Annotated in this window: 30 protein-coding genes and 1 pseudogene; 8 read left to right on the plus strand and 23 right to left on the minus strand. The window is 69.5% G+C overall.

From position 1 onward, the window contains the following. Nucleotides 1–76: 76 nt before the first annotated feature. Entirely contained in the window at nucleotides 77–871 is a 795-nt protein-coding gene (gene modA / locus IE231_RS03635) for a molybdate ABC transporter substrate-binding protein (RefSeq protein WP_189692579.1), read from the minus strand. Continuing rightward, nucleotides 868–1,275, minus strand: coding sequence for a TOBE domain-containing protein (locus tag IE231_RS03640; protein WP_189692580.1), 408 nt, complete (start codon nucleotides 1,273–1,275; stop codon nucleotides 868–870). The genes modA and IE231_RS03640 overlap by 4 nt, the downstream gene beginning before the upstream one ends. 151 nt (nucleotides 1,276–1,426) lie before the next feature. Between IE231_RS03640 and IE231_RS03645 the strand changes: the two genes are divergently transcribed. After that, nucleotides 1,427–2,248 carry an HAD-IIA family hydrolase gene (locus tag IE231_RS03645; protein WP_229866470.1) on the plus strand — a complete coding sequence of 274 codons (822 nt, stop codon included), beginning with the start codon at nucleotides 1,427–1,429 and terminating at the stop codon, nucleotides 2,246–2,248. Between the two features lie 127 nt (nucleotides 2,249–2,375). On the opposite strand, the gene IE231_RS03650 is transcribed toward IE231_RS03645, so the two are convergent. Both IE231_RS03650 and pyrE read right to left on the minus strand, forming a co-directional pair. Continuing rightward, nucleotides 2,376–3,392 carry a thioesterase domain-containing protein gene (locus IE231_RS03650; RefSeq protein WP_189692582.1) on the minus strand — a complete coding sequence of 339 codons (1,017 nt, stop codon included), beginning with the start codon at nucleotides 3,390–3,392 and terminating at the stop codon, nucleotides 2,376–2,378. 22 nt (nucleotides 3,393–3,414) lie between these two features. Next, entirely contained in the window at nucleotides 3,415–3,993 is a 579-nt protein-coding gene (pyrE, locus tag IE231_RS03655; protein ID WP_189692583.1) for an orotate phosphoribosyltransferase, read from the minus strand. Nucleotides 3,994–4,299: 306 nt separating this feature from the next. Here pyrE and IE231_RS03660 point away from each other — a divergent pair, with 306 nt between their 5' ends. Beyond that, entirely contained in the window at nucleotides 4,300–5,718 is a 1,419-nt protein-coding gene (locus tag IE231_RS03660; RefSeq protein ID WP_374189404.1) for a stealth family protein, read from the plus strand. Between the two features lie 42 nt (nucleotides 5,719–5,760). Here the strand turns inward: IE231_RS03660 and IE231_RS03665 are convergent, their stop codons facing one another. From IE231_RS03665 to dgoD, 4 genes and pseudogenes are all read right to left on the minus strand, one after another. After that, nucleotides 5,761–6,714: a phosphodiesterase gene (locus tag IE231_RS03665; protein ID WP_189692584.1), complete on the minus strand. Its 954-nt coding sequence runs from the start codon at nucleotides 6,712–6,714 to the stop codon at nucleotides 5,761–5,763. 173 nt (nucleotides 6,715–6,887) lie between these two features. Beyond that, nucleotides 6,888–7,421 carry a gluconokinase gene (locus tag IE231_RS03670; protein ID WP_229866471.1) on the minus strand — a complete coding sequence of 178 codons (534 nt, stop codon included), beginning with the start codon at nucleotides 7,419–7,421 and terminating at the stop codon, nucleotides 6,888–6,890. Further along, nucleotides 7,418–7,546, minus strand: a pseudogene (locus tag IE231_RS03675) (bifunctional D-altronate/D-mannonate dehydratase); the annotation flags it as partial. The pseudogene IE231_RS03675 and the gene IE231_RS03670, both read right to left, overlap by 4 nt. Before the next feature lie 447 nt (nucleotides 7,547–7,993). Next, nucleotides 7,994–9,139, minus strand: a complete 1,146-nt coding sequence (gene dgoD, locus IE231_RS03680; RefSeq protein WP_189692585.1) for a galactonate dehydratase — start codon at nucleotides 9,137–9,139, stop codon at nucleotides 7,994–7,996. 18 nt (nucleotides 9,140–9,157) lie between these two features. Between dgoD and nadE the strand changes: the two genes are divergently transcribed. The 3 genes from nadE (at nucleotide 9,158) to IE231_RS03695 (ending at nucleotide 11,775) form a co-directional block, all read left to right on the plus strand. Continuing rightward, nucleotides 9,158–10,003: an NAD(+) synthase gene (gene nadE / locus IE231_RS03685; RefSeq protein ID WP_189692586.1), complete on the plus strand. Its 846-nt coding sequence runs from the start codon at nucleotides 9,158–9,160 to the stop codon at nucleotides 10,001–10,003. A 79-nt stretch (nucleotides 10,004–10,082) separates the two neighbouring features. Beyond that, entirely contained in the window at nucleotides 10,083–10,895 is an 813-nt protein-coding gene (locus IE231_RS03690) for an exodeoxyribonuclease III (protein WP_189692587.1), read from the plus strand. 46 nt (nucleotides 10,896–10,941) lie between these two features. Beyond that, a complete protein-coding gene (locus IE231_RS03695) occupies nucleotides 10,942–11,775 on the plus strand; it encodes a DUF8083 family protein (RefSeq protein ID WP_189692588.1) in 834 nt (277 codons plus the stop codon). A gap of 24 nt (nucleotides 11,776–11,799) precedes the next feature. Here IE231_RS03695 and IE231_RS03700 read toward each other — a convergent pair whose 3' ends face one another. The 14 genes from IE231_RS03700 to IE231_RS03765 form a co-directional block, all read right to left on the minus strand. Further along, the gene (locus tag IE231_RS03700) at nucleotides 11,800–12,375 is read right to left on the minus strand and encodes a DUF3618 domain-containing protein (RefSeq protein WP_189692589.1); all 576 of its coding nucleotides are present in this window, start codon (nucleotides 12,373–12,375) and stop codon (nucleotides 11,800–11,802) included. Further along, nucleotides 12,372–12,857, minus strand: a complete 486-nt coding sequence (locus IE231_RS03705) for a phage holin family protein (RefSeq protein ID WP_189692590.1) — start codon at nucleotides 12,855–12,857, stop codon at nucleotides 12,372–12,374. Before IE231_RS03705 ends, IE231_RS03700 begins: the two co-directional genes overlap by 4 nt. Beyond that, nucleotides 12,854–13,957, minus strand: coding sequence for a hypothetical protein (locus IE231_RS03710; protein WP_189692591.1), 1,104 nt, complete (start codon nucleotides 13,955–13,957; stop codon nucleotides 12,854–12,856). The genes IE231_RS03705 and IE231_RS03710 overlap by 4 nt, the downstream gene beginning before the upstream one ends. A 138-nt stretch (nucleotides 13,958–14,095) precedes the next feature. Beyond that, nucleotides 14,096–15,109, minus strand: coding sequence for a LacI family DNA-binding transcriptional regulator (locus IE231_RS03715; RefSeq protein ID WP_189692592.1), 1,014 nt, complete (start codon nucleotides 15,107–15,109; stop codon nucleotides 14,096–14,098). Between the two features lie 37 nt (nucleotides 15,110–15,146). After that, nucleotides 15,147–15,422, minus strand: coding sequence for a hypothetical protein (locus tag IE231_RS03720; RefSeq protein WP_306341556.1), 276 nt, complete (start codon nucleotides 15,420–15,422; stop codon nucleotides 15,147–15,149). Then, on the minus strand, nucleotides 15,419–16,300 hold the full coding sequence (locus tag IE231_RS03725; RefSeq protein WP_189692593.1) for a carbohydrate ABC transporter permease: 882 nt from the start codon (nucleotides 16,298–16,300) through the stop codon (nucleotides 15,419–15,421). The genes IE231_RS03720 and IE231_RS03725 overlap by 4 nt, the downstream gene beginning before the upstream one ends. Nucleotide 16,301: 1 nt before the next feature. Further along, nucleotides 16,302–17,312, minus strand: coding sequence for a carbohydrate ABC transporter permease (locus tag IE231_RS03730; RefSeq protein WP_189692594.1), 1,011 nt, complete (start codon nucleotides 17,310–17,312; stop codon nucleotides 16,302–16,304). Nucleotides 17,313–17,378: 66 nt separating this feature from the next. Continuing rightward, nucleotides 17,379–18,680 carry an ABC transporter substrate-binding protein gene (locus IE231_RS03735; RefSeq protein WP_189692595.1) on the minus strand — a complete coding sequence of 434 codons (1,302 nt, stop codon included), beginning with the start codon at nucleotides 18,678–18,680 and terminating at the stop codon, nucleotides 17,379–17,381. Nucleotides 18,681–18,894: 214 nt separating this feature from the next. Then, nucleotides 18,895–19,176, minus strand: a complete 282-nt coding sequence (locus IE231_RS03740; RefSeq protein ID WP_189692596.1) for a hypothetical protein — start codon at nucleotides 19,174–19,176, stop codon at nucleotides 18,895–18,897. Between the two features lie 197 nt (nucleotides 19,177–19,373). Next, on the minus strand, nucleotides 19,374–20,018 hold the full coding sequence (locus tag IE231_RS03745) for a hypothetical protein (protein WP_189692597.1): 645 nt from the start codon (nucleotides 20,016–20,018) through the stop codon (nucleotides 19,374–19,376). After that, complete coding sequence (locus tag IE231_RS03750; RefSeq protein ID WP_189692598.1) at nucleotides 20,015–20,632, minus strand: hypothetical protein; 618 nt, start codon at nucleotides 20,630–20,632, stop codon at nucleotides 20,015–20,017. Before IE231_RS03750 ends, IE231_RS03745 begins: the two co-directional genes overlap by 4 nt. After that, complete coding sequence (locus tag IE231_RS03755; protein WP_229866472.1) at nucleotides 20,625–20,969, minus strand: hypothetical protein; 345 nt, start codon at nucleotides 20,967–20,969, stop codon at nucleotides 20,625–20,627. The genes IE231_RS03750 and IE231_RS03755 overlap by 8 nt, the downstream gene beginning before the upstream one ends. 83 nt (nucleotides 20,970–21,052) lie before the next feature. Beyond that, entirely contained in the window at nucleotides 21,053–21,244 is a 192-nt protein-coding gene (locus tag IE231_RS03760; protein ID WP_189692600.1) for a hypothetical protein, read from the minus strand. Beyond that, complete coding sequence (locus tag IE231_RS03765) at nucleotides 21,241–21,669, minus strand: Asp23/Gls24 family envelope stress response protein (RefSeq protein ID WP_189692601.1); 429 nt, start codon at nucleotides 21,667–21,669, stop codon at nucleotides 21,241–21,243. The genes IE231_RS03760 and IE231_RS03765 overlap by 4 nt, the downstream gene beginning before the upstream one ends. 179 nt (nucleotides 21,670–21,848) lie before the next feature. On the opposite strand from IE231_RS03765, the gene IE231_RS03770 reads away from it, so the two are divergent. The 3 genes from IE231_RS03770 to IE231_RS03780 are packed head-to-tail and all read left to right on the plus strand — an operon-like array spanning nucleotide 21,849 to nucleotide 25,308. Next, nucleotides 21,849–22,247 (plus strand): hypothetical protein, encoded by a 399-nt coding sequence (locus IE231_RS03770; RefSeq protein WP_189692602.1) that lies wholly within the window; start codon nucleotides 21,849–21,851, stop codon nucleotides 22,245–22,247. Further along, a complete protein-coding gene (locus tag IE231_RS03775) occupies nucleotides 22,244–24,508 on the plus strand; it encodes a caspase family protein (protein ID WP_189692603.1) in 2,265 nt (754 codons plus the stop codon). Before IE231_RS03770 ends, IE231_RS03775 begins: the two co-directional genes overlap by 4 nt. A 17-nt stretch (nucleotides 24,509–24,525) precedes the next feature. Further along, nucleotides 24,526–25,308, plus strand: coding sequence for a 2-oxo acid dehydrogenase subunit E2 (locus IE231_RS03780; protein WP_189692604.1), 783 nt, complete (start codon nucleotides 24,526–24,528; stop codon nucleotides 25,306–25,308). A gap of 145 nt (nucleotides 25,309–25,453) precedes the next feature. On the opposite strand, the gene IE231_RS03785 is transcribed toward IE231_RS03780, so the two are convergent. Next, on the minus strand, nucleotides 25,454–26,026 hold the full coding sequence (locus IE231_RS03785; RefSeq protein WP_189692605.1) for a TetR/AcrR family transcriptional regulator: 573 nt from the start codon (nucleotides 26,024–26,026) through the stop codon (nucleotides 25,454–25,456). Nucleotides 26,027–26,174: the final 148 nt, after the last annotated feature.

The following is a 26,174-nucleotide window of genomic DNA, read 5'->3' on the forward strand; positions in this document are numbered from 1 at the left end:
GAGGCGACCCCCAGACGTTGAGGGGTCACTTCCCCCCGACGTTGAGGAGTCATGTCCCTGCGCGGGCGCAGCGGGGTCACGGGGCGCCGAAGCCGGCATCGGCCAGGACCTTCCGGCCAGCAGCACTATTGACGAACTCGACGAACGCGCGGGCAGTCTCCTTGTCCTTCGAGTCGCGCATCACCGCGATCGGATACCGGTTCACGGCAGCCGACGACTCCGGGAACGGCACCGAGTCCGCCTTCCCGCCGGCACCCTTGACGTCCGTGACGTACACGAGGCCGGCGTCAGCCTCACCGGAGATCACCTTGCCGAGCACGTCGGTCACGTTGGACTCCTCGGAGACCGGCTTCAGGGCCACGCCGGCGCCGTTGTCCGCCGCCTTCGCGGCGGCATGCGCGGCCGACCCGCACGGAACCTGTGCCGCACATTCCACGAGCTTCAGTCCGGGCCTCGTCAGGTCCGCGAGGCCGGTGATCCCGGACGGGTTCCCTGGCCGCACGGCGATCGTGAGGACGTTGGTCGCGAAGTCCTTAGCCGCGCCGTCGGCGAGGCCGGGGCCGGTGACCTTGTCCATGTTCTTGGTGTCCGCGGAGGCGAACACGTCCGCCGGGGCGCCGTTGTCGACCTGCGCCGCGAGATCCGAGGACCCGCCGAAGCTGAACGCCACGGCAGTCCCGGGATGCGCCGCCTTGAACTGCTGCCCGAGCTCGGTGAAGGTCTGCTTGAGGGACGCGGCGGCGAAGACGGTGATGGCGTGCTGTCCGGACGCGGACGACGCCGAGCCGGCAGCCCCCGTCGTCGTCGCGCCGCACGCGCTGAGCAGGACGGCCACGAGGATCCCGACGACGGCCGCAGCCACCCGCCTCACAGGGCACGCCCCGACGGCGTCTCGACGATCACGGTGGTCGCCTTGACCACGGCGGTCGCCACGGAGCCGGGCTCGAGGCCCAACTCCCGCACCGCCTCGGAACTCATCAGCGAGACGACGCGATGGGGGCCGCACTGCAGCTCCACCTGGGCCATGACCTTGTCCACCGTCACGGCCGTGACGAGTCCCACGAACTGGTTCCTCGCGGACCGGCCCACCCCCGACGGGTCGGGCGGGGCGGCGGCCGTGGCCCGCGCGTGCGCGGCGAGTTCGGCGCCGTCCACGACCGCCCGGCCGGATTCGTCCTTGCGTGCCGTGAGCGCGCCCGAATCGACCCAGCGGCGCACTGTGTCGTCGGAGACACCGGTCAGGCCGGCTGCGTCGGCGATGCGGAGGAGTCCCATCCCGCCACTCTACTTCCGCAGATGCGTCTCAATCCATGAAAAACGTCCGCAGATGCGTATTCGCCTCCCGCGACGCGCGGCGAGATGGAAGACTGGGGGAGCGTCCGCCGTCGTGCGCGCCACCTGTACCCCACACAGCGAGGAGCGACCCGTGAGCGAACCCGAGCCGAACAATCCCGCAGGACCCGTCGTGTACCGCAGCGGCCAGGAGATCGAGTGCTGGCTGACCGACATGGACGGCGTACTGGTGCACGAGAACCACGCGATCCCCGGCGCCCCGGAGCTCATCCAGCGCTGGGTCGACACGTCCCGCCGCTTCCTCGTATTGACGAACAACTCGATCTACACTCCCCGCGACCTCGCCGCCCGGCTCCAGACGTCCGGCCTCAGCGTCCCGGAGGAGAACATCTGGACCTCCGCGCTCGCCACCGCGGGGTTCCTCAAGGACCAGATGCCGAGGGCGCGCGCGTACGTCATCGGCGAAGCGGGGCTCACGACGGCGCTCCACGAGTCCGGGATGATCCTCACCGATCAGGATCCCGACTACGTGGTCCTCGGCGAGACCCGCACCTACTCCTTCGAGGCCATCACGACCGCGATCCGGCTCATCCTGGATGGCGCGCGGTTCATCGCGACCAACCCCGATGCCACGGGCCCCTCACGCGACGGCGTGCTGCCTGCCACCGGGGCGATCGCCGCACTCATCACCAAGGCCACCGGCCGGGAGCCGTACACGATCGGCAAGCCGAACCCCATGATGTTCCGCTCGGCCATGAACCAGATCGACGCCCACTCAGAGACCACGGCGATGATCGGGGACCGGATGGACACCGACATCATCGCCGGGATGGAGGCCGGCCTCCACACCGTCCTCGTGCTCTCCGGCATCACCCAGCGCGAGGACATCTCGGCTTTCCCCTTCCGGCCCAACCAAGTGCTGCCGTCCGTGAGGGAGCTGCTGCAGCAGCTCTGAGTCTCCTGGGTCGCCACGGGCTGTCTGCAACGAGACACCGCCTCTCGAAATACTGAGAGTTCGCGTCAGTCAGTACGCACGACGCCGGCCGGTCGCCTCCCGCGGGAGAGGACCGGCCGGCGTCGAGCTACCCTGCTCCTCCCCCGGCCGCGCCGAGCCGACGCGGCAGGGGCAGCAGTTGCGGCAGGAGCTGGTTGAGCAGCCGGTTGTACACGATCCCGCTCCACTGGGGACTGGCGTGGGCGGGGAAGGCGCCGATGGTCTGGAGGTCGGAGCTGGCCATGTTCGCGGCGAAGAGCCGGTCCCAACGGTTCCGGGCGGAGGCGTAGTCGACCGTCTGGTCGCCCGGGTTTCCGAAGAAGGCCATCTGGGCGGTGCCGAGGGCGCCGGTGAACCGTGTTGCGTTCCAGTCGTAGATGTACTGCGACTCGGTCTGGATCAGCACGGTCGACGGCGCGAGGGGCGAGAGCTGCTCGAGCGTCTGGTCCACGATCTCGGACCAGGTCCGCTCGTTCTTGTGGACCACCCGCTCGCCGAACTCGTACCCGCCGCGGACAACCGACGGGATCTTCAGCCCCAGATCGGACAGCACGACGACGGAATCGAACCAGCCCTGGTCGAGGACGTCGTACTTCGAGGCCGGCGTGGAGTCGAGCAGGATCACCTCCACCTGCATCCCGTCCTCGGCGAGGAGGCGGGACGCCACCTCCACTGCGACCATCCCGCCGAACGAGTGCCCGTAGAAGTAGAGGGTCCGCAGCCGCCGCTGCCTGACGTACACGCGGAGGGCATCGAGGATCTCGTCGACGCTCAGGCCCAGATTGGAGTAGCCAATGGCCGCGAGCTGGCCCCGCTCCGCGAGCGAGGACCGCAGCGACGCCAGGATGATCCGTGCCTCCTCCCAGCTCGTCTTGTAGCCGGGGAACAGGATCCAGGACGCATCGGGGAAGCGCTGCCGCGCGGCGTCGTCCGCCACCTCCAGCACCACGGTCTGCCGGCGCTGGCGCTGGACCTCCCCGGTGACGAAGGCGTCCGCCGCGAGCAGCGCGGAGGCCACCGCGCCCCCGAGGAACGCGCGGCGGGAGAATCTCCGCAGGCGCCGCGCGGACTGCAGCGCGGCGGTGTCCACGGCCGGCTTCGGCATGTCTACGCCCCGGCAGCGCCGGTCAGTCGAGGCCGAGCTCGTCCTTGCCGAAGGCGTAGAGGTACGGCACGCCGGCCTCGGCCTCGATGCGCTCCTTCGCGCCGGTGGCGCGGTCCACGATGACGGCGACGGCGGTCACCTCGCCGCCGGCGTTGCGCACGCCCTCGACAGCGGCGAGCGCCGAACCGCCGGTCGTGGAGGTGTCCTCGAGCACCACGGCCTTGCGGCCCTCGACGCCCGGGCCCTCGACCTGGCGGCCCATACCGTAGGACTTCTGAGCCTTGCGCACCACGAACGCGTCGACGGCTCGGCCGGCCTCGCGCGCCGCGTGCATGAGGGCGGTCCCGACAGGGTCCGCACCCATGGTCAGGCCGCCGGCCGTCTCCATCTGGACACCGGCCGAGTCGATGAGGTCCAGCATGACCTGCCCCACCAGCTGGCTCGCCTCGTGGTGGAGCGTGATGCGGCGCAGGTCCACGTAGTAGTCGGCCTCCTTGCCGCTGGAGAGGACCACCTTGCCGCGGACCACGGCGAGCTCCTTGATGAGCTCAAGCAGGCGGGCGCGGGCAGCGGTGACGTCCAGGGCGGCGGCAGCAGTCATGGCTCCGATTCTACTGGCGCCCTGGCGCGCCCGGCTCCGCCCGGAGAGCCGGGCGGCGGCGCGTACGCCTATCATGTGCCGTGAGCTCCCGGATTTCCCCCACCCCTGCGAAGGAGGCCAGTGAACGCGTCTGTGACCCCTGATGAGGTCTACCATGCCACCCCGGGCGCCGAGGAGCCGCTGCCTCCTCCCCTTGAGATCGCCTCCGCGGCGGCGGGGCGGAGGCTTTCGGACCGGGACGACGTGATCCGGCGCAAGAAGCGCGGCTACGCCGTCGTCAACAGGACACAGACTCCGCACGAGGCCATGGTCGAGGACCTCCTCTTCGTCCGGGACGTCCTCGAGGGTGCGAAGATCCCCTACCTGCTGGTCCGCGGCAACGACGCAAGGCCCGTGATTGCGGTGGACTGGACGCACCGCAAGGAACTCCGCCGGGCACTCGTCGAGGCGTGCCGGGACGAGCCCTTCTACTCGCTGACTGTCGATGCCCGCAAGGACCGCGCGCTGCTCGTCGCCGACGGCCGCCTCGCCGAGTCGGGTCAGGCGCGCATGTTCCGCCTCTACCGGCCCCGGCTCGAGCCCGACGGCGGCCTGCGCTACGGCCAGGAGACCGGCGTCCAGGTGGAGCTGTGGAAGTGGGAGGGAGACCTGCTCCAGCTGCCCATCGAGAACTCCCTCACCCGGCGCACCCTTCCGCGGAACGAGGCGGTCCGCGGCACGGTGGAGCGCTTCGGGCGGACCTGGCCCACCATCGAGAACATGTTCGCGGACCACGCCACGGACATCGACTTCACCATCGACATCGTCTTCTCCTGGGTAGACGGCTCCGACCCGGACTTCCGGCGCTACCGCAACTCCTTCCTGCCCGGCGTGGTCCTCGGCGAAGGCGACGCCGCCGAGGCGCGGGTCCGGCAGATCAACGAGCTCAAGTACGCCCTTCGCAGCGTGCACATGTTCGCCCCGTGGATCGGACAGATCTTCATCTGCACGGATTCGAAGGTGCCGGAGTGGCTCGACGAGACCCACGACCGGATCACCATCGTCCGGGCGGAGGAACACTTCAAGGACCCGTCCGTGCTGCCGGTCTTCAACTCCCAGGCCATCGAGTCCCAGCTCCAGCACATCAAGGGCCTCTCGGAGTACTTCCTCTACTCGAACGACGACATGTTCTTCGGCCGGCCCCTCGGCCCGGACATGTTCTTCTCCCCCGGCGGTATCACGAAGTTCATCGAAGCCTCCACGCGGATCGGGCTCGGTGACAACCACCTGGACCGCTCAGGCCACGAGAACGCCGCACGCGTGAACCGGCGGCTCCTCCACGAACGGTTCGGCCGCATCACCACCCGCCACCTCGAGCACACCGCAGCCCCGCTGAGGAAATCCGTGCTGCTCGAACTCGAGGCGGAGTTCCCCGAGGAGTTCGCCCGCACCGCGGCGGCCCGGTTCCGCTCGTGGGACAGCATCTCCGTCACGAACTCCTTCTACCACTACTACGCCCTGCTGACGGGGCGTGCCGTGACGCAGGTCGGGGCGAAGGTGCAGTACATCGACACCACGATCCGCTCCGGCCTGGATTCGCTGCCGAAGCTCCTCAAGAAGCGCAATCAGGACTTCTTCTGCCTCAACGACGGCTCGTTCCCCGAGGTCTCGGCCGAGGAGCGCCAGGAACGGGTGACCGACTTCCTCGAGAAGTACTTCCCGATCCCGGCGCCCTGGGAGCGCTGAGGGCAGCTGCGGGGGCAGGCGGAGGGCCGGTCCCGACGCGGCTCAGGTGATGGGCAGCATGCCCGTTGTCGGGTGGGCTCGGCGGCCCCGGCCGCCGTCGTCCTCGGGGAACGTGACCCCCGCCTTCGCGAGGACCTCGGCGACCTCGGCAGCGGGGACCTCCCGGCCCACCGTGCCGCCTCCGGTCGCCGGCACCACCGAGTGGACCACGGTGTCGGCGTAGACGTGGACCAGGTTGTACGCCTGTGCGGCATCTCGGCCGCGGGTGCCGCGGAAGCCGCTCGAGGCATCCACTGCACAGGCGAGATCCTGCGTGTAGCACGTGGCCGAAGCGACCGAGACGGGAATCCCTGCGAAGGTCCCCGACGTCGAGTAGTGCAGGTGGCCCGCGAGGATGGCACGGACGTCCGTTCCCCGCACCACGTCGGCGAGGGCCGCCTGGCCGCGCAGCTCCACGAGCACCGCGAGCTCCTGCACGCACGGCAGGGGCGGATGGTGCATGGCAAGGAGCGTCCCGTCCGGCGCCGGGAAGCTCAGTTCCTCGGCCAGCCAGTCCAGCTGCGGCTGGGAGAGCTCGCCGTGGTGGACTCCCGGAACTGTGGTGTCCAGCACGATCACGCGCAGGCCGTTGACCCAGTGCACCCGGTCGAAGGGCTCGCCCGATGCTTCCTCGCCGAGGAGATGCTCCCGCAGGGCCGGGCGCGAGTCGTGGTTGCCCATGGCCCAGATGAGCCGCGCCCCGAGCGCCTCCGCCGTGGGCTCCGCGATCGCCTTCAGCCGGGCATACGCCTCAGGCTCACCGCGGTCCGCCAGATCGCCGGTGACGACGATCGCCTCGGGCGACCCATCGGCGTCGCGCATCTGCCCGAACATCCGCCGGAGGTGCGCCTCGGGATCCAGCGCGCCGGAGAGCTGGCCGTCGCCGAGCACGTGAGTGTCGCTGACATGGAGGAGGAAGTGGCGTGGCCGGGGATGTTCGGCCTGGATCGTGCCCATCGGAACCCTTCTGGTGTCACCTGATCAGTTTCCCCAGTCCACACATCAAAAACGGCGAGCGGGTGAATGTCCAGTGAACGCGCCGGAAATCGGCCGACCTGCTCCGGTCCAGCACGAGCGCTGACGCTGTCCCGCACGCTGGGGCCTCAGGCGGCGCCCGGGGCCACAGTGGCTCAGCGGCGCAGCCACTCCGCAGCCTCGCGTGCGATCTGCTCCGGGCGCTCGGCGATGTCGAAGGCGACGCCGCGCTCGTCCGGCTCGAGTTCCTCGAGGGTCTCCAACTGGGAATCGAGGAGCGAGAGCGGCATGAAGTGGCCGGGGCGAGCTGCCATTCGCTCGGCGAGCAACTCGCGGCTCCCGTGCATGTGCACGAAGACGGCGTCCGGCGCGGCGTCTCGGATGATGTCCCGGTAGGAGCGCTTGAGGGCGCTGCAGCCGATGACCATGGTGCCCGGCGCCGCCGCCAGCCGGGCGCCGATCTCGCGCAGCCACGGCTCCCGGTCGTCGTCGTCGAGCGGGATGCCCGCAGCCATCTTCTCGACATTGGCCCGCGGGTGGAGGTCATCGCCGTCGAGGAATTCCCCGCCCAGCTCGCGGGCCAGGAGCGCGCCGACGGTGCTCTTGCCGGAGCCGGAGACGCCCATGGCGATCACGTGGAAGGTACGGGCGCCGCCCTCAGCCGCGTCGCCCTCGGCCGGCCCGCTCACCAGTCGTGCACCGTGCCGTCGATGAGGCGGTTGTACGGCAGGTACGCCTGCTGGTACGGGAAGGAGTTCGCGGCCTCCTCGTTGAACTCGACGCCGAGTCCGGGCTGGTCGCCCGGGTGGAGATAGTCGGGCGTGTCCTCCTCGTGGGGGAGCGTCGCATCACCGATGCCCACAATCCCCTCGTCGGTGGTGACCTTGAGGGTCATGAAGTTGCGGACCGGGCTCGTCACGAAGACTTCAGCCGAGACGATCTTCATCGTCGCTTCCTTTCATGCAAGACGCCGCCGTCCGAGCCGAGCGCCGGAGGATAGGAGCTGTGTTCCACACTAGTAGGGCCGCGTCACTCCCCGGCGAGCGCCCCCCGGGGGGAGGGGCGGCACCTCGTCCTTCTGCGGATCCTGGAGGTCCTTCCCGGGATCAGGACGGGCACCCCGCGGCCGCTAGCGTACGCCACGGACTCGCTCACGCCAGGTGTCACGATGAACGTGGCTCCGGCAGCCACCACCGCGTCGACGTCCCCGAGTGTGGGGCTGTCGAGAATGCTCATCGCTGCCTGCGCACCGGGCAGCCGCTCACCATTCTGCGAAGGACCCGTCGTCGTGACGCCAGATGGGTCCGCGCCAGGCGTGTCCCCGGCGGTCTGCGTCCCGGACCGCAGCCTCATCCACCTCGATTCCGAGGCCCGGGCCGGTGAGCCGTTCGATGGATCCGTCGACGAAGGCGAGGGGCCGGGTGTCCACCACATAGTCCAGCACGTCGGCGCCCCGGTTGTAGTGGATGCCGATGCTCTGCTCCTGGATCAAGTGATTCGGGGTCGCGAAGCCCACCTGGAGGCATGCTGCGAGGGCGATCGGCCCGAGGGGACAATGCGGTGCGAGCTGGACGTCGAACGTCTCGGCGAGCGCGGCGATCTTCCGGACTTCGGTGATGCCCCCGGCATGGCTGAGGTCCGGCTGGGCCACGGCGATGCCGGCCTGCAGGACCGGGAGGAACTCCTGTCGGGAGTAGAGCCGCTCGCCGGTGGCGATGGGTATCGCCGTCGACTCGGCGATGCGCCCGATCAGGTGCGAGTTCTCGGGCACTACCGGCTCTTCGAGGAAGAACGGGTGCAGGTCAGCCAGCAGCGAGGCGGCACGCCGGGCCGTCGCGAGGGTGAACCGGCCGTGGAAGTCCACCGCGACGTCGCGCTCGGGTCCCAGGACCTCGCGGGCCGCCGCGACCCGCCGCACCACGCCGTCGAGCTCGGCAGCACTGCCGTTGGCGGACATCCGGCCCGAGGCATTCATCTTCACGGCGGTGAGGCCTGCCTCGACCTGGGCGGCGATCGCCTCGGCCACCTCGTCCGGCTCGTCCCCGCCCACCCAGCCGTAGACCCGGATGCGCTCGCGCACCGGGCCGCCGAGCAGCTGGTGGACCGGGGCACCGAAGTGCCTGCCGGCGATGTCCCACAGCGCCTGGTCGAGCCCTGCCACGGCGCTGCCGAGGATCGGGCCGCCACGGTAGAACGAGCCCTTGGTCATCACCTGCCAGTGGTCCTCGATCCGCAGCGGGTCCTGGCCGATGAGGAGTTCGGCGAGCTGGTCCACGGCCGTGCGGACAGTCTCGGAGCGGCCCTCGCAGGTGGCCTCGCCCCAGCCGACGACTCCCGCGTCCGTCTCGACACGCACGAAGAGCCAGCGCGGCGGCACGAGGAAGGTCTCGATGCGTGCGATCTTCATGGCCAGTACGCTATCCCCATGCGCGAACTCCAGGCGAAGATCATCGAGGAGATGGGCGTCAAGCCCGAGATCGACCCGGCGGCTGAGGTTGAGGCCCGCGTCGGCTTCCTCAAGGACTATCTGCGCGCAACCGGATCCAAGGGGTTCGTCCTGGGCATCAGCGGTGGCCTCGACTCCTCGCTGGCAGGGCGCCTGGCCCAGCTCGCCGTCGAAGACCTGGAACAGGAAGGCATCGAAGCGGACTTCATCGCCGTCCGGCTTCCCCACGGCGTCCAGCACGACGAGGAGGACGCCCAGGCCGCCCTGAACTTCATCCAGCCGAAGTCGCAGCGAACGTTCAACATCAAGGCCGCTGTGGACGGCTTCGAGTCGGAATACGAGCACTCGTCCGACGACGAGCTCAGCGACTTCGTCCGCGGCAACACCAAGGCCCGGGCTCGCATGGCGGCCCAGTACATGATCGCCGGCGAGCGCAACCTGCTCGTGATCGGCACGGACCACGGCGCCGAGTCCGTGACCGGCTTCTTCACGAAGTACGGCGACGGCGGCGCGGACATCCTCCCGCTCTTCGGGCTCGACAAGCGCCAGAACCGGGCACTGCTGCAGCATCTCGGCGCCCCCGAGAAAGTGTGGCAGAAGATCCCGACCGCCGATCTCCTCGATCTCCAGCCGGGCCGCACCGACGAGCATGAGCTCGGCATCACCTACAACGACATCGACGACTACCTCGAGGGCCGGGATGTCTCGGACGAGGTCGCAGAGTCGATCGAGCGCCGGTACCTCATGACGCGCCACAAGCGCGCCACTCCCGTGACGATGTTCGACACCTGGTGGCGCGAACAGGCCACGAGCTGGTCCAAGTAGCGGACGCTGCCCCTCCGGATGGCGGCGAGTCGGTACCCCCACGGTGCCGACTCGCGGCGCGGTTGGTAGCGTGGACGCCGTGAAGCTTGCTACCTGGAACGTGAACTCCCTCCGTGCCCGCGCCGACCGCGTGGAGAGCTGGCTCCTGCGCAGTGACGTGGACGTGCTGGCGATCCAGGAGACCAAGTGCAGGGACGAGAACTTCCCCTGGGAGCTCTTCGAGCGCAACGGATACGAGGTGGCACACTTCGGCGTGAGCCAGTGGAACGGCGTGGCGATCGCTTCCCGGGTGGGGCTCGAGGACGTCGAGCGGACCTTCCCCGACCAGCCCTCATTCGGCAAGAACGGCGAAAACACGGCGCAGGAGGCCCGCGCGATCGGCGCAACGTGCGCGGGCGTGCGTGTGTGGAGCCTCTACGTCCCGAACGGTCGGGCACTCAATGACGAGCACATGCCGTACAAACTCGAATGGCTCAAGGTCCTCTCCGGCCATGCAGCTGAGTGGGTCCGCGAGGACCCCAGTGCCCAGATCGCGCTCGTCGGCGACTGGAACATCGCACCGCGCGACGAGGATGTCTGGGACATCGACTACTTCCGCAACGGGGGGCTGACGCACGTGAGCGAGCCGGAACGGGCAGCGTTCCGCGCGTTCGAAGACGCCGGCTTCGCTGATGTGGCGCGTCCCTTCACACCGGGCCCCGGCGTCTACACCTACTGGGACTACACACAGCTCCGCTTCCCCCGCAAGGAGGGCATGCGGATCGACTTCGTGCTCGGCTCCCCCGCGCTCGCCGCGAGGGTGACCGGGGCGATGATCGACCGCGAGGAGCGCAAGGGCAAGGGTGCCTCCGACCACGCGCCGGTGGTCGTCGACCTCGCGGACACGCCGTGACGGCGCCCTTCCGCACAGCGGCCGCGGTCAGCGGAAGCGGCACGGGATGAGCACGCGGCACGGCCGCGCGGGACGCCCCCTCGCCTCGCAGCTGCGGGTCTACGAGCCGCTCTCGGCCTTCACGGCTGAAGAGCGGGAGCGGGTCAAACGGGGAACGTCAGCCCAGGGGCGGCAGATCCTCGACGATGCCGAGGCCGAGGATGCCCTCCGGCGCATCATCCGCTCGTCCGCGGACCCGTTCCCCGACGGCCGTGCCGAATTCACCCGCTCCCTCAGCGTGGAGGGCCACACCCTCTACTGCCCCTCGCAGCTCGTACTGCGCGCTGGGCTCGCCGCAGAGTCGGTGCTCACGACGGCGCCCGCTCCCCTCGCGGCGGTCCTGTTGCCCGAGAGCGCGCGCGCCAAGCACCAGGAACGCGTGGACCGCCTCGCCGAGGAGTCGGGAACCCCCCGGATCAACACCCGGGAATCACTCTGGGGCATCCCCTTCAGCTGGTTCGTCCTGTTCCATGAGGGCGACCCGACGGAGGTCGTCGAAGAGGACGACCACATCGTAACGGTGCGGATGACCGCGAGCTGGGCCAAGGCAATCAGCAGGGCGAGGTTCGCCGTGGCGAACCTCGCCCTGGCCGCTCCCGAGATGAACCTCCTCGACGAGCTCACCACCCTCACTGAGTGGCTTGAGGAGTTCCACCCCGACGCGATGGTCGAGCTTGACTATGGCGGCGTTGCCGACCGGGTCTTCCCCGACGACTCGCCGAGCGATGTCCTGCTGGGCGTCGAGTGCCTCGCGGAGGGTGATATGACCGGTGCCGCTGCGGCCTACCGCCGCCTCGCATCCCGGTGGATTCCGATCCGCCAGTTGGCCCGCGCTTCTTGAGGCCTGCCGTCCTGGCACCGCCGGTCAGGACCCCTGCACGCGCTGCTGGGCTTCCTGCGCTCTGTCCTGGACGTTCGAGCTCTGGGCCTGTGCCTCGTCCTTGACGTTGGACGCGCTCTCGGCGGCCGTGTCCTTGACGGACTGGAGTGCGTCCTGGGCAGGCTCCTTCAGGTGCTGGGCAACCTCGGAGCCAGCGTCGGCGAGCTGCTGCGTGAGTGGCTGCGCCTTCTCCTTGACGTTCTGGGCCAGCTCCTGCTCCTTCTCCGAGGCGGGAATGAGCGAGGCGACCAGCAGCCCGGCGCCGAAGGCCATCAGGCCGGCGGCCAAGGGGTTGCCGCGGGTCTTGCGCTTCACGGTGTCGCCCGCGTTGCCCACCGCGTCCCCGGCGCCTGCGAGGGCGTCGCGGGTGCCGCTCGCGGCGTCGTCCGCTGTGCCCATGACGGCGTCCTTGGCATTGGACAGCGCGCCCTTGACCTTCTCGGTCTGGCGATGCGCGATCTGCGAGGGCGTCACCTTGTCTGCGACGGCGTCCACGTCGGTGCCCAGCCGAGCACGGGTGCGCTCGATGTCGGCCCGGATCTCATCAGGGTTCTGGCTCATCGTGTCTCCTCATGTGGCTTGAGCGTGGGGGGTATCTCGCGGAGCGTTTCCGCCGTCTGCGGCATGCCCCTCATCGACTCGATCTGCTTCTTGGCCTGGACGGCAAGGATGGCACCGATGATCGCCCAGATGACGGCGAGGATCACGGCAGACCATCCGAGGCCGACGAGATAGGTGCCGAGTGCCCACCATAGGGCGAGCGAGAGGAACAGCAGCACGAAATGTCCCGCAATTCCGGCTCCGGCGTACATCCCGGCGCCCTTGCCCACGCGCTTGCCCGACTCCCGGACCTCAGCCTTGGCGAGCTCGACTTCCTTGCGCATGAGGGCCGAGAGATCGGCCATCACATCCCCGACGAGGTCGCCGAGGGACTGCGTGGCGGCCTTCTCCTCAGCGATCTGTTCGCTCCCGAGCGGCCTGGGGACCTCGCCGGGCAGCGTAGCCCCGTTCGGGGCCTGTTCGTATCCCGCTGAATGGCTCATCGTGATTCATCCCTCCCTCCGGGGCGACGGTCCGGCAGGTCGGGGGCATCTTCGGGGTCCAGCGACTCGGTGCCCGGACCATACGACCCGGTGTCAGCGAGGTTCCCCCCGGCGCCCGTCCCGTACTGGCCAGTCTCGGCATACTCGCCGGTGCCAGCGACGTGCTCTCCCGTGCCCGTACCGTACTGGCCAGCCCCGGCGGCATACTCGTCGGCACCTGTCCCATACTGGCCCGTGCCTGCGACGTGCTCTCCAGCGCCGGTCCCGTACTGGCCAGCCCCGGCGGCATACTCACCGGTGCCGGACCCGTACTCGCCCGTCCCGGCGGCGTACTCGGCGGGTGCCTGCGGGTAGTCACTGCCGTAGGCAGCGCCGTCCCTGTAGGCGCGGCCCTCACCATCCACCGGCGCGGGCGCCAAGCCCTGCTCCGTGTATGGTTCCCCGGTGCCGGTGTAGGCCGGCTCCTGAGCCGTGTAGCCAGTGCCGGGGCCCGGGTAGGCGGTGCCGGTCCCGAGGCCGGGCTCCTGGGTGACAGCGCCCGAGGAATCAGTGGAAGCGAGCGGCCTTCCGGACCCGGACGACTGAGCGGAGTCCCGCGCCTCGTCGGCGAGCGACCTGGTCAGGCGGCCGACGAGGAGGCCCGCCCCCGCCGCGATGGCGAGGAAGGCGCCCGGGCGGCGTCGGGCGTAGGACTTGACCTCGTTCAGGACCGAGCCCGGGTCACGCCGGTCAAGCCAGTCAGCGAAGCCGCCGGCCTTCTCAGCGGCCTGACGGACCAGGTCCGTCCCCATGCCCTGCTGGTCAGTGTTGGACGCCATCGAGCTGAGCTGGCGGTGGATGGAGCGGAGACCGTCCGCGGCGCGCGCCTGCTGCTGCGACGCCTGGTCCATGAGCTCCTGGCGCCCTTGGCGCATCAGGTCCTTCGCCTGGTAGGTGGCTTCCTGAGCCACGTTGGAGGCCTCCTGCTTGGCGACCCCGCCGACGGCTCCAGCGGAGGAGGCGGTCTGATCGGCCACCCCGCGGGCCTCGTGTTTGGCTGTGTCGGCCGTGGACTGCGACTGGTCAGGCCAGCCTTGGCCGGTGGACATCGGTTCAGTCATGGTGCTTCCTCCCGCAATCCGTCGCTGCCGTTCGGCATTGACAGACAGGGCCTTACCCCACGGATGGCGGCTTCACACACCACATGCTGCCCACGGGCCCTACCGCCGGCGGGACCCCCTGCACCTCAGAAGGAACGCTCAGAAGGCTGGGGGCGCAGCGGTAGTCTCCCGCACGATCAGCCGCTGTTCCGCCATTTCGGAGTGGACGGCCCCTGCCTCGCCAGCCAGCTCTGCGAGGAGCATGCGCGTGCCGCGCCGCGCCTGCGCCGTCGGGTCCTGCCACACGGTGGTCAGTCCGGCTGAAGCTCCGATTTCGTGACCGTCGATCCCCACCACGGAGAAGTCCTCGGGCACCCGGAGGCCCTGCCGCCGCGCCTCGAAGAGCACGCCCAGCGCCATCTCGTCCGAGGCGCACACCATTGCCGTGGGGCGCGGCTCGGGGAGCGCCATGAATCGGCGCATGGCCTCGACGCCGCTCGCTACGGTGAAATTTCCGAAGAACACGGCGTCCGGGCCAAGCTCGAGACCAGCTTCATGGACGGCGTCGTGGAACCCCTCGACCCGGATCTTGGGGACGGAGAAGTTCAGTTCCAGATCGTCGCTGCCGTGGAGGAGTGCGATGTGGCGGTGCCCGAGGTGGATGAGGTGCTCGGTGATGGTCTTCGCGGCCCTGTAGTCGTCGATACCCACGGTCGCAATGCCCTCGACCGGGCCACCGACGACCACGAGCGGCATATCGATCGCGTGGAGGTCTTCGATCTCCTCAGGGTGCAGGTACATGCACAGGAGCAGGAGGGCGTCGATCTGCTTGTGCACCATGGCCCGGCTGAACAGCCGCTCTCTGGGCGCGGAGCGGCCGCCCAGATTGAAGAGCGAGAGGTTGTAGCCGCGCCCATGCAGTTCATGGTCGACGCCGGCAATCGCCTTCCCGAAGAACCACCGGTCCACGTAGGGGGCGAGGACGCCTACGGTGCGCGTCTTGCCTGAGGCAAGCCGCGACGCCGCGGACGAGGGCACGTACCCCAGTTCGTTCGCGGTGGCGAGGATCTTGCTGCGCGTGGCCGGGGAGACGCGGGGAAGTCCCCGGAGGGCTCTCGACACCGTGGCGGTCGAGACGCCGGCGGCTGCCGCAACGTCGTCGATCCCAACCATGGTCCTCCCCGATCAGTCGCCGCCCTGCCCCGAGGGCTCAGCCCTTGAACTCGTTCTTCTCCCCACGCAGGACCTTCCGGCGCAGCGCCCAGAGGCCCGCCATCGCGAGGGCCACGGCCAGCAGGCCGAGCGCCCAGCCGAGCGCGAACTGCCCAGTGACCTCGAGCCACACCGTGACGGCGAGCAGCACGAGTCCCCAGAACGCCAGGAAGCCCATGAAGATCTCGAACTGCTCGATCACTGCCCGCCGATGCGGGGAGGAGCGGCGGTAGGCCGCCCCTCCCACGGACATCGGGTCCTTCGGATCGATCACTTGACCGCACCGGCGGTCAGGCCGGCCACGATCTTGCGCTGGAACACGAGCACAAGGATCACCAGCGGGACAGTGACGATCGTGCCCGCCGCCATGACGGCGGTGTAGGGCTCCTGGTGGGGCTGGGCTCCCGCAAAGTACGCGATCGCCACGGTGACGGGCCGCGTTGCATCCGAGGACAGCTGGCTCGCGATGAGGAACTCGTTCCATGCCCCGATGAAGGCGAGGATCGCCGTCGTGAACGTGGCGGGAGCTGCGAGCGGGAGGATGACCTTGCGGAATGCCTGGCCCTGGGTGCATCCGTCAATGCGCGCTGACTCCTCGAGCTCCCATGGCATCTCGCGGAAGAAGGAGGTCAGCGTGTAGACCGTGAGCGGCAGCGTGAAGGAGATGTCCGGGATGATCATCGCCTGGTACGTCCCCATCCAGCCGATATTGGTGAACAGCTGGAACAGCGGGGTCACGATGGCCACGCCGGGGAACATGGACGCCCCGAGGATGAACCCCATGACCGCGAACTTGAACCGGAAGTTCAGGCGCGCGAGGGCGTAGGCGGCGAACACGCCGACCACGAGGGCGACCAGCGTCGTCACGCCGGCCACGATCACGCTGTTGATCAGGTTACGGCCGAAGTGGTTGCCAAGGCTCTCGTCGAACACCGTCGCGAAGTTGTCCCACGTGACGTGGGTGGGAAGGATCGACGTGTCGAAGGTGAACCCCGTGTCGCGGAAGGCCGTGACGATCATCCAGTAGGCCGGCGCGAGGCACCAGACGAGGATGATGACGGCCGAGACGTAGGTCCGGACCTGCCCCCAGTCGAACTTCTTGCGGCGGGCGGGAGCCGACGCGGTGCGCGGGAGTGTTGCGGTGGCTGCCATGTCACTTCTTTCCCGAGGAGGTGGCCGCGCCCACGGCGTTGGCGCCGAGGAAGCGGACGAAGATGAACGCCACGAGGAAGATCACGAGGAACGTGATGGTGGACAGTGCGGCAGCGCTGTTGAACCCCTGCCGGATCTGGTCCACCACGAGGATCGAGAGCGTCGAGGTGTTGTTGGCGCCCTGGGTCATGATGAACGGGAGGTCGAACATACGCAGGGCATCAAGGGCGCGGAAGAGGATCGCGACCATGAGCGCGGGCCGGACGAGTGGGAGCGTGATCTGGGTGAAGCGCTGCCAGGTGCTCGCTCCATCGACCTTGGCCGCCTCGTAGACCTCGTCCGGAATCAGCTGGAGCCCAGCGAGGATGAGGAGCGCCATGAACGGCGTGGTCTTCCAGACGTCCGCGATGATGATCGCCCACTTGGCCGGCCACTCGGATCCGGTCCAGAGGATCTGCGTGCCGAAGAGCTTGTTGGCGATTCCGTCGAAGGCGAAGATGAAGAACCACAGCTTGGCCGTGACGGCGGTCGGGATGGCCCAGGGGACGAGGACGGCGGCGCGGACGGCGCTGCGCCCCTTGAAGGCGCGGGCCATGATGACGGCCATCCAGAAGCCGATGACCGTTTCGAGAGCCACTGTCACGACAGCGAAGAAGAAGGTGGTGCCCATCGAGGACCAGAACTGCGATCCCAGCGTTCCGGGAGGGCAGGGCTGGCCGCTGCACTGCTGGAACAGCCAGTCAGTGTAGTTGCTGAACCCAGCCGGGCCACCGGCTTCGAAGAGGCCAGTCGTGGGGTTGAGGCTCTGATCCTTCTGGAACGAGATGACGATCGCGTTGATCACCGGGTAGACGATGACGATCGCCAGGAGAATAAGGGTGGGCAGCAGGAGCACCGAGGCCCAACGCCCTTGGGTGACCTGCTTCCGGTCAGCGCTCTCGCGCTTCGGCATCTGGTGCGTCGCGGTGGACGCGGTCTTCTCTGTGGACCGTGGAGGTACCTCAGTGGACATGATGTCTCCTGTCGGGAAGGGGACGGCCCGGCGCCCGGATGACGCCGGGCCGTCCATCCTCGAGGGCTACTTGGCGCCTGCCGCCACGAGCGCGTTCTGCATGTCGCTCAGGGCCTGGTCAACCGACTTCTCGCCCTTCAATGCCGAGTAGGCGTTGTCCTGGATGGCCTTGGTGACACCCGGGTAGTACGGGGTCACAGGGCGTGGGACGGCGTTCTGGATCGACGTCAGCAGCGTCGGCAGATACGGCAGCTTGGCCGTCAGGTCCTTGTCCGTGTAGAGGTTGGAGAGCACGGGGGCCAGCGAACCGCGGATCGCGAAGTTCTTCTGCTGCTCGGCGCTCGTCATGTACTTCAGGAAGTCCAGCGCGGTGGCCTTGTTCTTGGAGTAGACGCTGATCGCTGCGTTGTGGCCGCCGAGCGACGAGGCACCCGGGCCGTCCTTGCCCGGCAGCGGCGCGACGCCGAACTTGTCGGCGACCTTGGACGAGCCGTCCGTCTTGGACGCAATGTTGTACACGTACGGCCAGTTGCGCAGGAAGAGGAGCTTTCCGTCCTGGAACGCGGTGCGGCTCTCCTCCTCCTTGTAGGTGATCGCCTCAGCAGGGATGTTGCCGTTCTTGAAGGCGTCCACGAGCTTGCTCAGACCGGTCTTGGACTCCGGCGAGTTCACGACCGCCTTGCCCGAGTCGTCGACGATCTTGCCGCCCCACGTGTTGATGGCCTCGGCGGCGTTGACCGTGAGTCCCTCGTACTTCTGGAACTGGCCCGCATAGCAGCCCATGTTGTTCTGCTTCGCGATCGAGCACATGTTCATCATCTCGTCCCACGTCTTCGGCGGGTTGGGCACGAGATCCTTGCGGTAGTACAGCAGGCCGCCATCGGAGGACTGGGGCGCGGCGTAGATCGTGCCGCCGTACGTGGCCGTCTTGACGGTGGAGGGGAGCATCCCGGTCGTGTCGATGGCCAGCTTGTCCTTGAGCGGCTGGAGCCAGCCCTTGGCAGCGAACTCGGCGGTCCACACGACGTCGACATCGACCACGTCGTAGCTTGCGTCCTTCGCCTGGAAGTGCTGGACCAGATCGTCATGCTGCTGGTCTGCGGAGTCCGACTGCTCCTTGAAGGTGACCTTCTGGTCGGGATGGGCGGCATTCCACTCATCGATCATCGGCCGGACCACATTCGAGTTGTCCTTGCCCTGGACGTAGGTGATCGGCCCGCGGCCGTCCTGATTGTTGGCGGCATCTCCTCCGCCGCTCGCGTTCCCCCCGCCACCCCCGCTCGATCCGCTGCAGCCCGAGAGTGCCAAGACCAGGACGCTCGCCGCTGCGAACGGAGATGCATACCTGGAGAACTTGCGGTTTCTCATGCTCCGACTCCTGTGTTGGGCGAGGCAGCGCGCGCACCAGAACGCATCGCCACCTCAATGATGTGTGGTGGACCTCACACTAGGGGGACGATACCCCCTGTGCAAGCGCTTACGCAGATCGTGTCCTCCCCGTGATCTTGGGCGCTCCTCCACCCGGGAACAGGTCAGGCCGCTCCCGAGGGGAGCGGCCTGAGACGTCGGAACCGGAGGTGCGCTAGTCCTTGTCCCCCGTGAAGATTCCGGCGATCTTTGATCCGAGGCCCTTGACGTTCTGGGCCACATCCTCGGCCAAGTCCTTCGCGTGCTGGCCGACGTCACCGGAGAAGAAATCCTTGACGTTCTCGGTAGCGTCGGCAGCGAACCCCTTGGCGCTCTCGACAGCGTCACCGGCGAAGTCCTTGACGTTCTCGGCAGCCTCTCCCGCGAGTTCGCGGCCCTTCTCCAGCGCAGCGTCGAAGCCTTCCTTGGCGCCTCCGGCGCCGTTGCCCTCGCTCATCGATGCACCTCTCCCTTTCATGGCCGGGGTGCCGGCCGTTTCATGGCCGGGGTGCCGGCCGCTCGGCGTGGGCGAAACGCGCCCCACACCCGACGCTAGGGGCACCGGGTGGACCGTACAAGGCGATCCGGCCCGGGGCGATAGCCGAGCCCGGAGCTCAGCCGGTCGGAAGCCGGCCCGCCAGGCGCCGTGCCGCGTCAGCGGACCCGCTCGGCCCGGCTGAAGCGGGACCGGGCCCCCGACGTGATGTGGACGAGGACCGGAACAGAGATGCCCACGACGCTCTCGAGTCGGGTGACGAGCCAGCCGGCGTCCGCTGCCAAGGCGGCAGGATCCGCGCCCTGCCGGGCAACAAGTCTGAGCCGGAGGGCGGTGCGGCCCTCGAAGTCGACGGCGGCAACACTGCTTCCCAGCACATCCTTGCGCGGGGCGAGTGCCGCACGCATCGCCTGCTCCACGGCGGCGGCGGAGATGCTGACCCTGCCCGGCACTTCGCCGGGGAGGAACTCGCCACCCGGCCCGGCACCCCCATCGGGCCCGGTTGACGCGACCAGGTCGCGGCGCCCCTTCCCCTGCTGCGCGATCCACCAGATCATCAGGAGCACGACGACGACCGCAGCCACCGTGAGCATGAGCCACAGCCATGACACCCGCGTGCCCGGCACTCGGGAGCCCTCGAACACGACGCCCACGGCCTCGGCTGCCGAGGGTGCCCACGTGTGCCACCACGCACCGACGGCGGGGATGGTGGCAAGCAGCACGATGATCGCTCCGACCGCGAGGACCGCGGCGCCGAAGAGGAAGACCAGGACCCGGTTGAGGGTGCGTGGGGTGCCGTTCATGCGCCGACCACCCCCGTGCCCTCGACCCGGACCCGCAGTTGCGGGTAGGGGTCAGGCCGGAGCCGGGCGAGCTCGTCCTCGGTGGCAGCGAGCACGTCCTCGGCGCGGACCGGCATGCCGGAGGTGGGGCGGACGTTGACCACCGCTTCGCGATCGCTCAGCACTACGTTGACCTGTTCGGGGCGCACCAGGGCCGCGGCGCGGGCCCGCCGCGCGAGCGCAGAGGCGAGCACCTCGTCGTCGACCACAACGGCGACCCGGCCGCCCGGCAGCGAACGCCGGCCGCGTCGGCCCTGCCGCACGGCGACGACCACGAGCATGATCCCGACCATCACGAGGACCGCCCCGATCAGGCCCAGGAGGCCTCGGTTGGTATCCCCCGGCAGCCCGGCCACAGCGTGCGCAGCCGATTCTGGATCGATGAGCCACGCGGGCTGCCCGAAGGCCTGGAGCGTGGACTCGAGCAGCAGGTACGCGCACCCCAAGGCGACCACGACGGCCACACCGGCGGCGACGTACGCCCGCGAGGAGCTGGTCTCGCGGCGCACGGCGGAGTCGAGCCCGTGGGGAGAGCCGGACGCGGCTTGCCGGCGCGGGGATGGTCGCTCAGGCATGAGCCGCCTCCCGCCAGGGGGCGAGCGGGCGCACGGGGCGCCCGACTCGCATCCCGGAGATCCGCAGGTCGACGCGGGAGAGCGTTGCGCCGCTGAGCCGTGTGACCGACTCGAGGATGACGCCCTTGGCCCTGGCGCAGCGCTCCCAGACGCTGCCGCCCCACGCGTCGAGCCCGGCGCCCTCCGTGCCAAGGTCCGGGATCGCGACCGGAGCGACGATCCGCAGGGCGAGCAGGCCGGCGTCGTCCGACCAGTCGACGCGCACGTCGGAGGGCCGCACGCCGAGCTCAGCCGCGGCGGCGGCCTGCGCGAGGCTCGTCAGCGCCTGCGTGCTCACGCGATTGAGTCCGGCGAGTGTCTGCCCCGGTGCGCGAGCCGGAGGCGCTGGCACGAAGCCAGGATTGCCGGGGGCGTGGCCCGTCACGAGGACGATCGCCGCCCGAGCAGCGCCTCCCAGACGCGCCGCAGGTCGATCTGGCCTTGAACCGCGCGCCCGAGGACGGCGCCCACAGCCATGAAGATGAGGGAGCCGAGGAAGCCCCACACGCCGAATTGGAAGGACATGAACGCGAGGAAGGCCCCCACGGCGATGCCCACGACCACGGGATTCACTGCACCTCGATTCCTGAGGGCTTGGCCCCCTGCCGTGCCTCGCCGATGAACACATCGGCGATCTCGACGTTGACCTCGATGACGTCCAGGCCGGTGAGCTCCTCGACCGCCCGGTACACGGCTGCCCGGACCCGCTCGGCGAGCGCCTGGAGCGGAACCCCGTACGAGGCGACGAGCGTGACGTCCACGGCGGCCTGTTCCTGGCCCACCTCGGCGCGCACACCCGCCGCATGGTCTGCGGGATTCTGGGCGACCGCGTCCCGGATCGCCCCGAGCGCCCGTGAGGGGCCGGTCCCGAGGGAGTGGACGCCTGCAACCCGACGGGCCGCCGCGGCAGCGACCTTCGCGACGGCGGCCTCGTGCACCACCGTCCGTCCCGTGGCCGCGGAGGCACCCTCGTACGCGCCTGGCTCCTGGGTCACCATGCCGCCCCTCCTCGGGTTTCGCCTACGCGCCCTACCTTAGTACGGGCCACCGACACTGGAACGGACTGCGCGCGTCCGACACTGGAACGGCACACACGCCTGTGACAGCATGGCGCTACCAATTCTTCTGCGTTGGCCTGGCTGGGGAGCCTCGCACCGCATGAAGGAGGCCCGCCGAGGTGGTCCATCCAGAAGTGCCCCTCGTGCAGGCATCTGCCCACGGCGGGTGGCAGGTCCGCATCGCACAGCCCGAGCCGATCCCGCCCGAAGTCCTCGACCTCTTCGCGGCCGGCTCCTTCACGCTCCTCGAGCAGTATGCCCTCACGGCCCCTCCCGACGGCGGCCCCGGCACGGTTGCGCTCTCGCTCCCGCATCTCGGTGCCGCGCGCCGCGCCGTCCTCGTCGTCCTCCGCGAGAGCCAGTGCCCCGACGTGGTGTACGCGAGCGGGACGGCGGCCGGCGGCCTCGCCTTCCGCATCGTCGCCGGGAAGCACGACGACGACGCCCGCCTCCTGCTCCTGGCCGTCCGCTCCGAGAGCGCCGGCCCCGACCCCGCAGTCCGGAAGGAATCACCATGACCAGCCCCACGACCGCCGCGAGCCGGGGATCAGGCCTCAGCGCCGACGAGCTCGCCGCCCTCAAGCCGCACGTGGTCGACCTCCACCGCGGAATGCTGGCGACTGGACCGGACGGCGAGGGTGAGTACTTCACGACGGCGCAGGACGTGCAGGACATCTTCGGCACGCACCTGCCCGCATTCCTCGAGGGCCGGTCGGGTCCCACGCCCCTGATGGTGAATGCGCATGGCGGGCTCGTCACCGAGGCCTCGGGGCTGCGCGCCGCGGAGCAGCGCATTCCGTGGTGGAAGGACAACGGCATCTACCCGATCTTCTTCGTCTGGGAGACGGGGCTCGTTCCCTCCCTCGCGGACGCCCTAGCGGGATGGCTCAGCGGCAGCCGGGGGCCGGGCGACTTCAAGGACCGCATCGTGGAGCTCGCGGCGAGGTTCGGCCAGGGGGAACGCGTGTGGGGCGAGATGAAGCGCTACGCCGAGCTGGCCTCGTCCGAGGCCGGCGGCGCGAGGTTCTTCGCGGACCAGCTCGGCTCGTTCGTGCGGGCCCACCCGGACGCCCTGTCGATCCATGCGGTGGGCCACAGCGCCGGGTCGATCTTCCACTCGCATTTCCTGCCGGTGCTCCTCGACAACCGCGGCGTGGACCGCATCGAGAGCGTGAGCCTGCTCGCGCCCGCGGTGCGCACAGACACCTTCAAGGACAAGCTCGTCCCGCTGCTCGACTCCGGGATCGGCAAGATGGCCATGTTCACCATGACGGACGATCTGGAGCGCGCGGACAACTGCGTGCGGGTCTACGGCAAGAGCCTCCTGTACCTCGTGCGTGCCTCCTTCGAGCCCCGCGTGGGCGACCCGATCCTGGGCCTGCAGGCATCGGTCGAGGCGGACCCCGTGCTGGCCGAATTCTTCGGCGACCCGGATTCCGGTTCCTCGGCAGAGGTCGTGTGGTCCACCGCGGATACGGGGCCGAGCTCGAGCAGCGACGCGCGCAGCCACGGCGCGTTCGACGACGATCCGGCCACGATGGAGAGCGTCATGCGGCGCATCCTCGGCGGCAGGAAGGACATCCGCCCGATGCCTGCGACCCGCGGGGCAGAGTCGCTCTGGCCGGCCCAGCCCCGCGATGTCCCGGTCCCTACGTGGCCGAACGCCGCCACCCGCAAGGCTCTCTGTGTGGGCATCAACCTCTACGAGCAGCCCCAGGACCAGCTGAACGGCTGCGTGGCCGATGCCGGGGCGTGGGCCACCGAGCTCGAGAAGGCCGGCTTCCAGGTCCACTCGCTCACCGACGGGGCGGCCACGCGCGAGGGCATCCTCCTGAAGATGCTCGAACTCGTGGCGACCAGCTCCCCCGGGGACACACTCGTGGTCCAGTACGCCGGCCACGGCACCACCGCGCCGGACCTCGACGGCGACGAGGCCGCCCCCGGGCAGGGGAAGAACCAGGAGGACGAGGCGCTGTGCCCCGTCGACTTCCGCTCGGGAGAGCTCATCATCGACGACGACCTCGGCGCGATCTGGGACCAGCTTCCCGAGGGGGTGGCGCTCACCCTCTTCTTCGACTCGTGCCACTCCGGCGACGGCCAGCGGGAGGTCCTCTCGCCCGCCGAGCTCGCCGAAGCGACCATGGAGCGGCGGCTCCCCCGGCGGGTCGTGCTCTCGGACGAGGAGCGCAAGGCGTTTATGACGCGGCGCGGCTATACAGGCTCCGGCGCCGCCTTGGGACGCGGCGCCGCGCCGTCCGGACCCGACGCCGGCCCTGCGGCCCAGCCCCAGGCGAGCAACGCCGTCGACCGCTACAAGGCCGCGCGCGAAGTGCTGTTCAGCGCCTGCCAGCCGGACGAGCTCGCCTACGAGACCGCCGGGCACGGCGACTTCACGGCGAAGGCGGCACCGCTGCTCGCCGCCGCGATCGGCACGATGACCAACCAGGCGTTCCTCGACAAGGTCGCCGCGGACTTCGGGGGGCGCCAGCACCCCAAGGCGAACGGGCAGGCGGCGCGCCTCGGGCTGACATTCCTCGGGCCGGAATCGCACGACGGCGCGGGCTCGGGCGGCGCTGGGAAGGGCGCGGCCGGGAAGGGCGCGGCCGCGATGTCCGCACCCCCGGCATCGGCGGCCACGCAGCAGGCCGGTCAGCGTGCGGACGACGCCGAGGTGGCCGCGCTCGAGTCGACGCTTGCGCAGGCGCAGGGGGCGGCAGGCCATCGTGCAGCGAAGGTGGCACGGCTCCTGCGGGCGATCGCGGACGTCATCGAGGAATAGGGCAGGCAGGGATAGCGGTGCGCGGGCGGGGCGGATACAGGGTCGAGCGGCTGACCCGGGCCAGGCGTGCCCTCGCGGCCGGCCAAGAGGTGGCGCGCAAGAGGCATCTCATGTACGGGCTCGTCGAGGCTGATCTGACCGTGCCGCGCTCAGCCCTGCGCGAGAACTATGAGCGCACGGGCGAGCGGCTCTCGTTCACCGCGTACGTGGTCACGTGCGTGGCCCGCGCCCTCGCCGAGTTCCCGCGCTTCAACGCCCTGCGGCACGGGCGCACCGTCGTGTTCCTGGACGAGGTCATCGTGGAGGTGCTCGTGGAGCGCAGCGTGGGCGGCCAGTCCGCCGTGAGCTACCTGCCGATCAGGGCCGCGGACACCAAGTCCTTGCGCGAGATCCATGAGGAGATCCGCGCCGCGCAGCAGGGGCCTCCCGACGTGATCCCGGGCCAGCGGTGGCTCGACGCGGTCCCGCTGTTCGCCGTGCCGCGGCTCATGCGGTGGATGGGCCAGAGCGTCCCGTGGGCGCTTCGCCTCGGGGTCGCAGGCGTGAACAACGTGGGCATGGGCACCGGCGCCGCCGGCTGGGCGCTGAGCCCGGGCGCCGGGACCCTCGCGGTGACGATCGGCGGCATCAGCACCGAGCCGAGGCTCGAGGACGGGTTGGTGGTGGAGCGGGAGATCTGCCGGCTGACTCTCACCGTTGACCACGACGTGATCGACGGCGCTCCCGCGGCCCGCTTCACCGCTCGCCTGCTCGAGCTGCTCGCCTCCGGCGAGTCGGTCCGCGCGGCCGTCACGCAGTGAGCCCACCGGTTACGCGGTGAGCCCACCGGTCACGCGGTGAGCCCTGCGAGGCTGCGGTCCCTGGCGGCGCGGAGCCCGAGGTCGCGCGGGTCGTCCTTGGACTCGCCCGTCGCCGCGAGACAGTGCCCAAGGGCACCGCCTGCGCCTACCGGCGCGGCAGCTCAGCCTCGGCCGGGGCCACGATCCCGTCTGCGACGACCCTGAGCATCGAGGCGAGGTCCTCCTCTGAGAGCTCGCTCGCATCCGCGACCGAGGCCACGGCGCCGACCAGCCGCGAGACCTCCATCGCGCTCACGCCAGGCCGCAGCGCGGGGCCAAGCTCGTCGATGACGCGCTGGTTGGCATCGAGATAGCGGGTGCATTTGGCCGCGAACGGCGAACCCGGGTCGCCGAGCGCGAGGGTAATCCGGGCGGCGGCGCCCTTGTGCCCGTTGAGGAGTTCCACGTAGTCGGTGAACCAGCTCATGAGCCGGTCCCGGGCGGGGGCGTCGAGTCCGAGTGCGCGGTCCACGGCGGCCCTGACCTTCTCCGTCCAGGCCTCGAGGACGGCGTCGTAGAGCGCCTCCTTGGTCGGGAAGTGCCTGTAGAGCGTGCCGGCGCCGACCCCGGCGGCCTTGGCCACCTCGTCCATCGAGACGTCGTTGAAACCCTTGGCCTTGAAGAGGGCGCGGGCCGTCTCCACGATCCGATCTCGGTTGCGGCGGGCATCAGCACGCACGGTCAACACACCTTCCGAAAAGAGCGCACAAAAAAGAGTTGCAAACCGGAGAGTGTCTCCGTATAGTTCTAAGCGGAGCCTCTCTCCTCTTAGTGTACGTCAGCCCACCGGCCAGAACAGGACACTTCCCCATGTCTCTTTCAACGGC

The organism is Sinomonas cellulolyticus (genome assembly GCF_014656475.1).
Lineage (GTDB): Bacteria > Actinomycetota > Actinomycetes > Actinomycetales > Micrococcaceae > Sinomonas > Sinomonas cellulolyticus.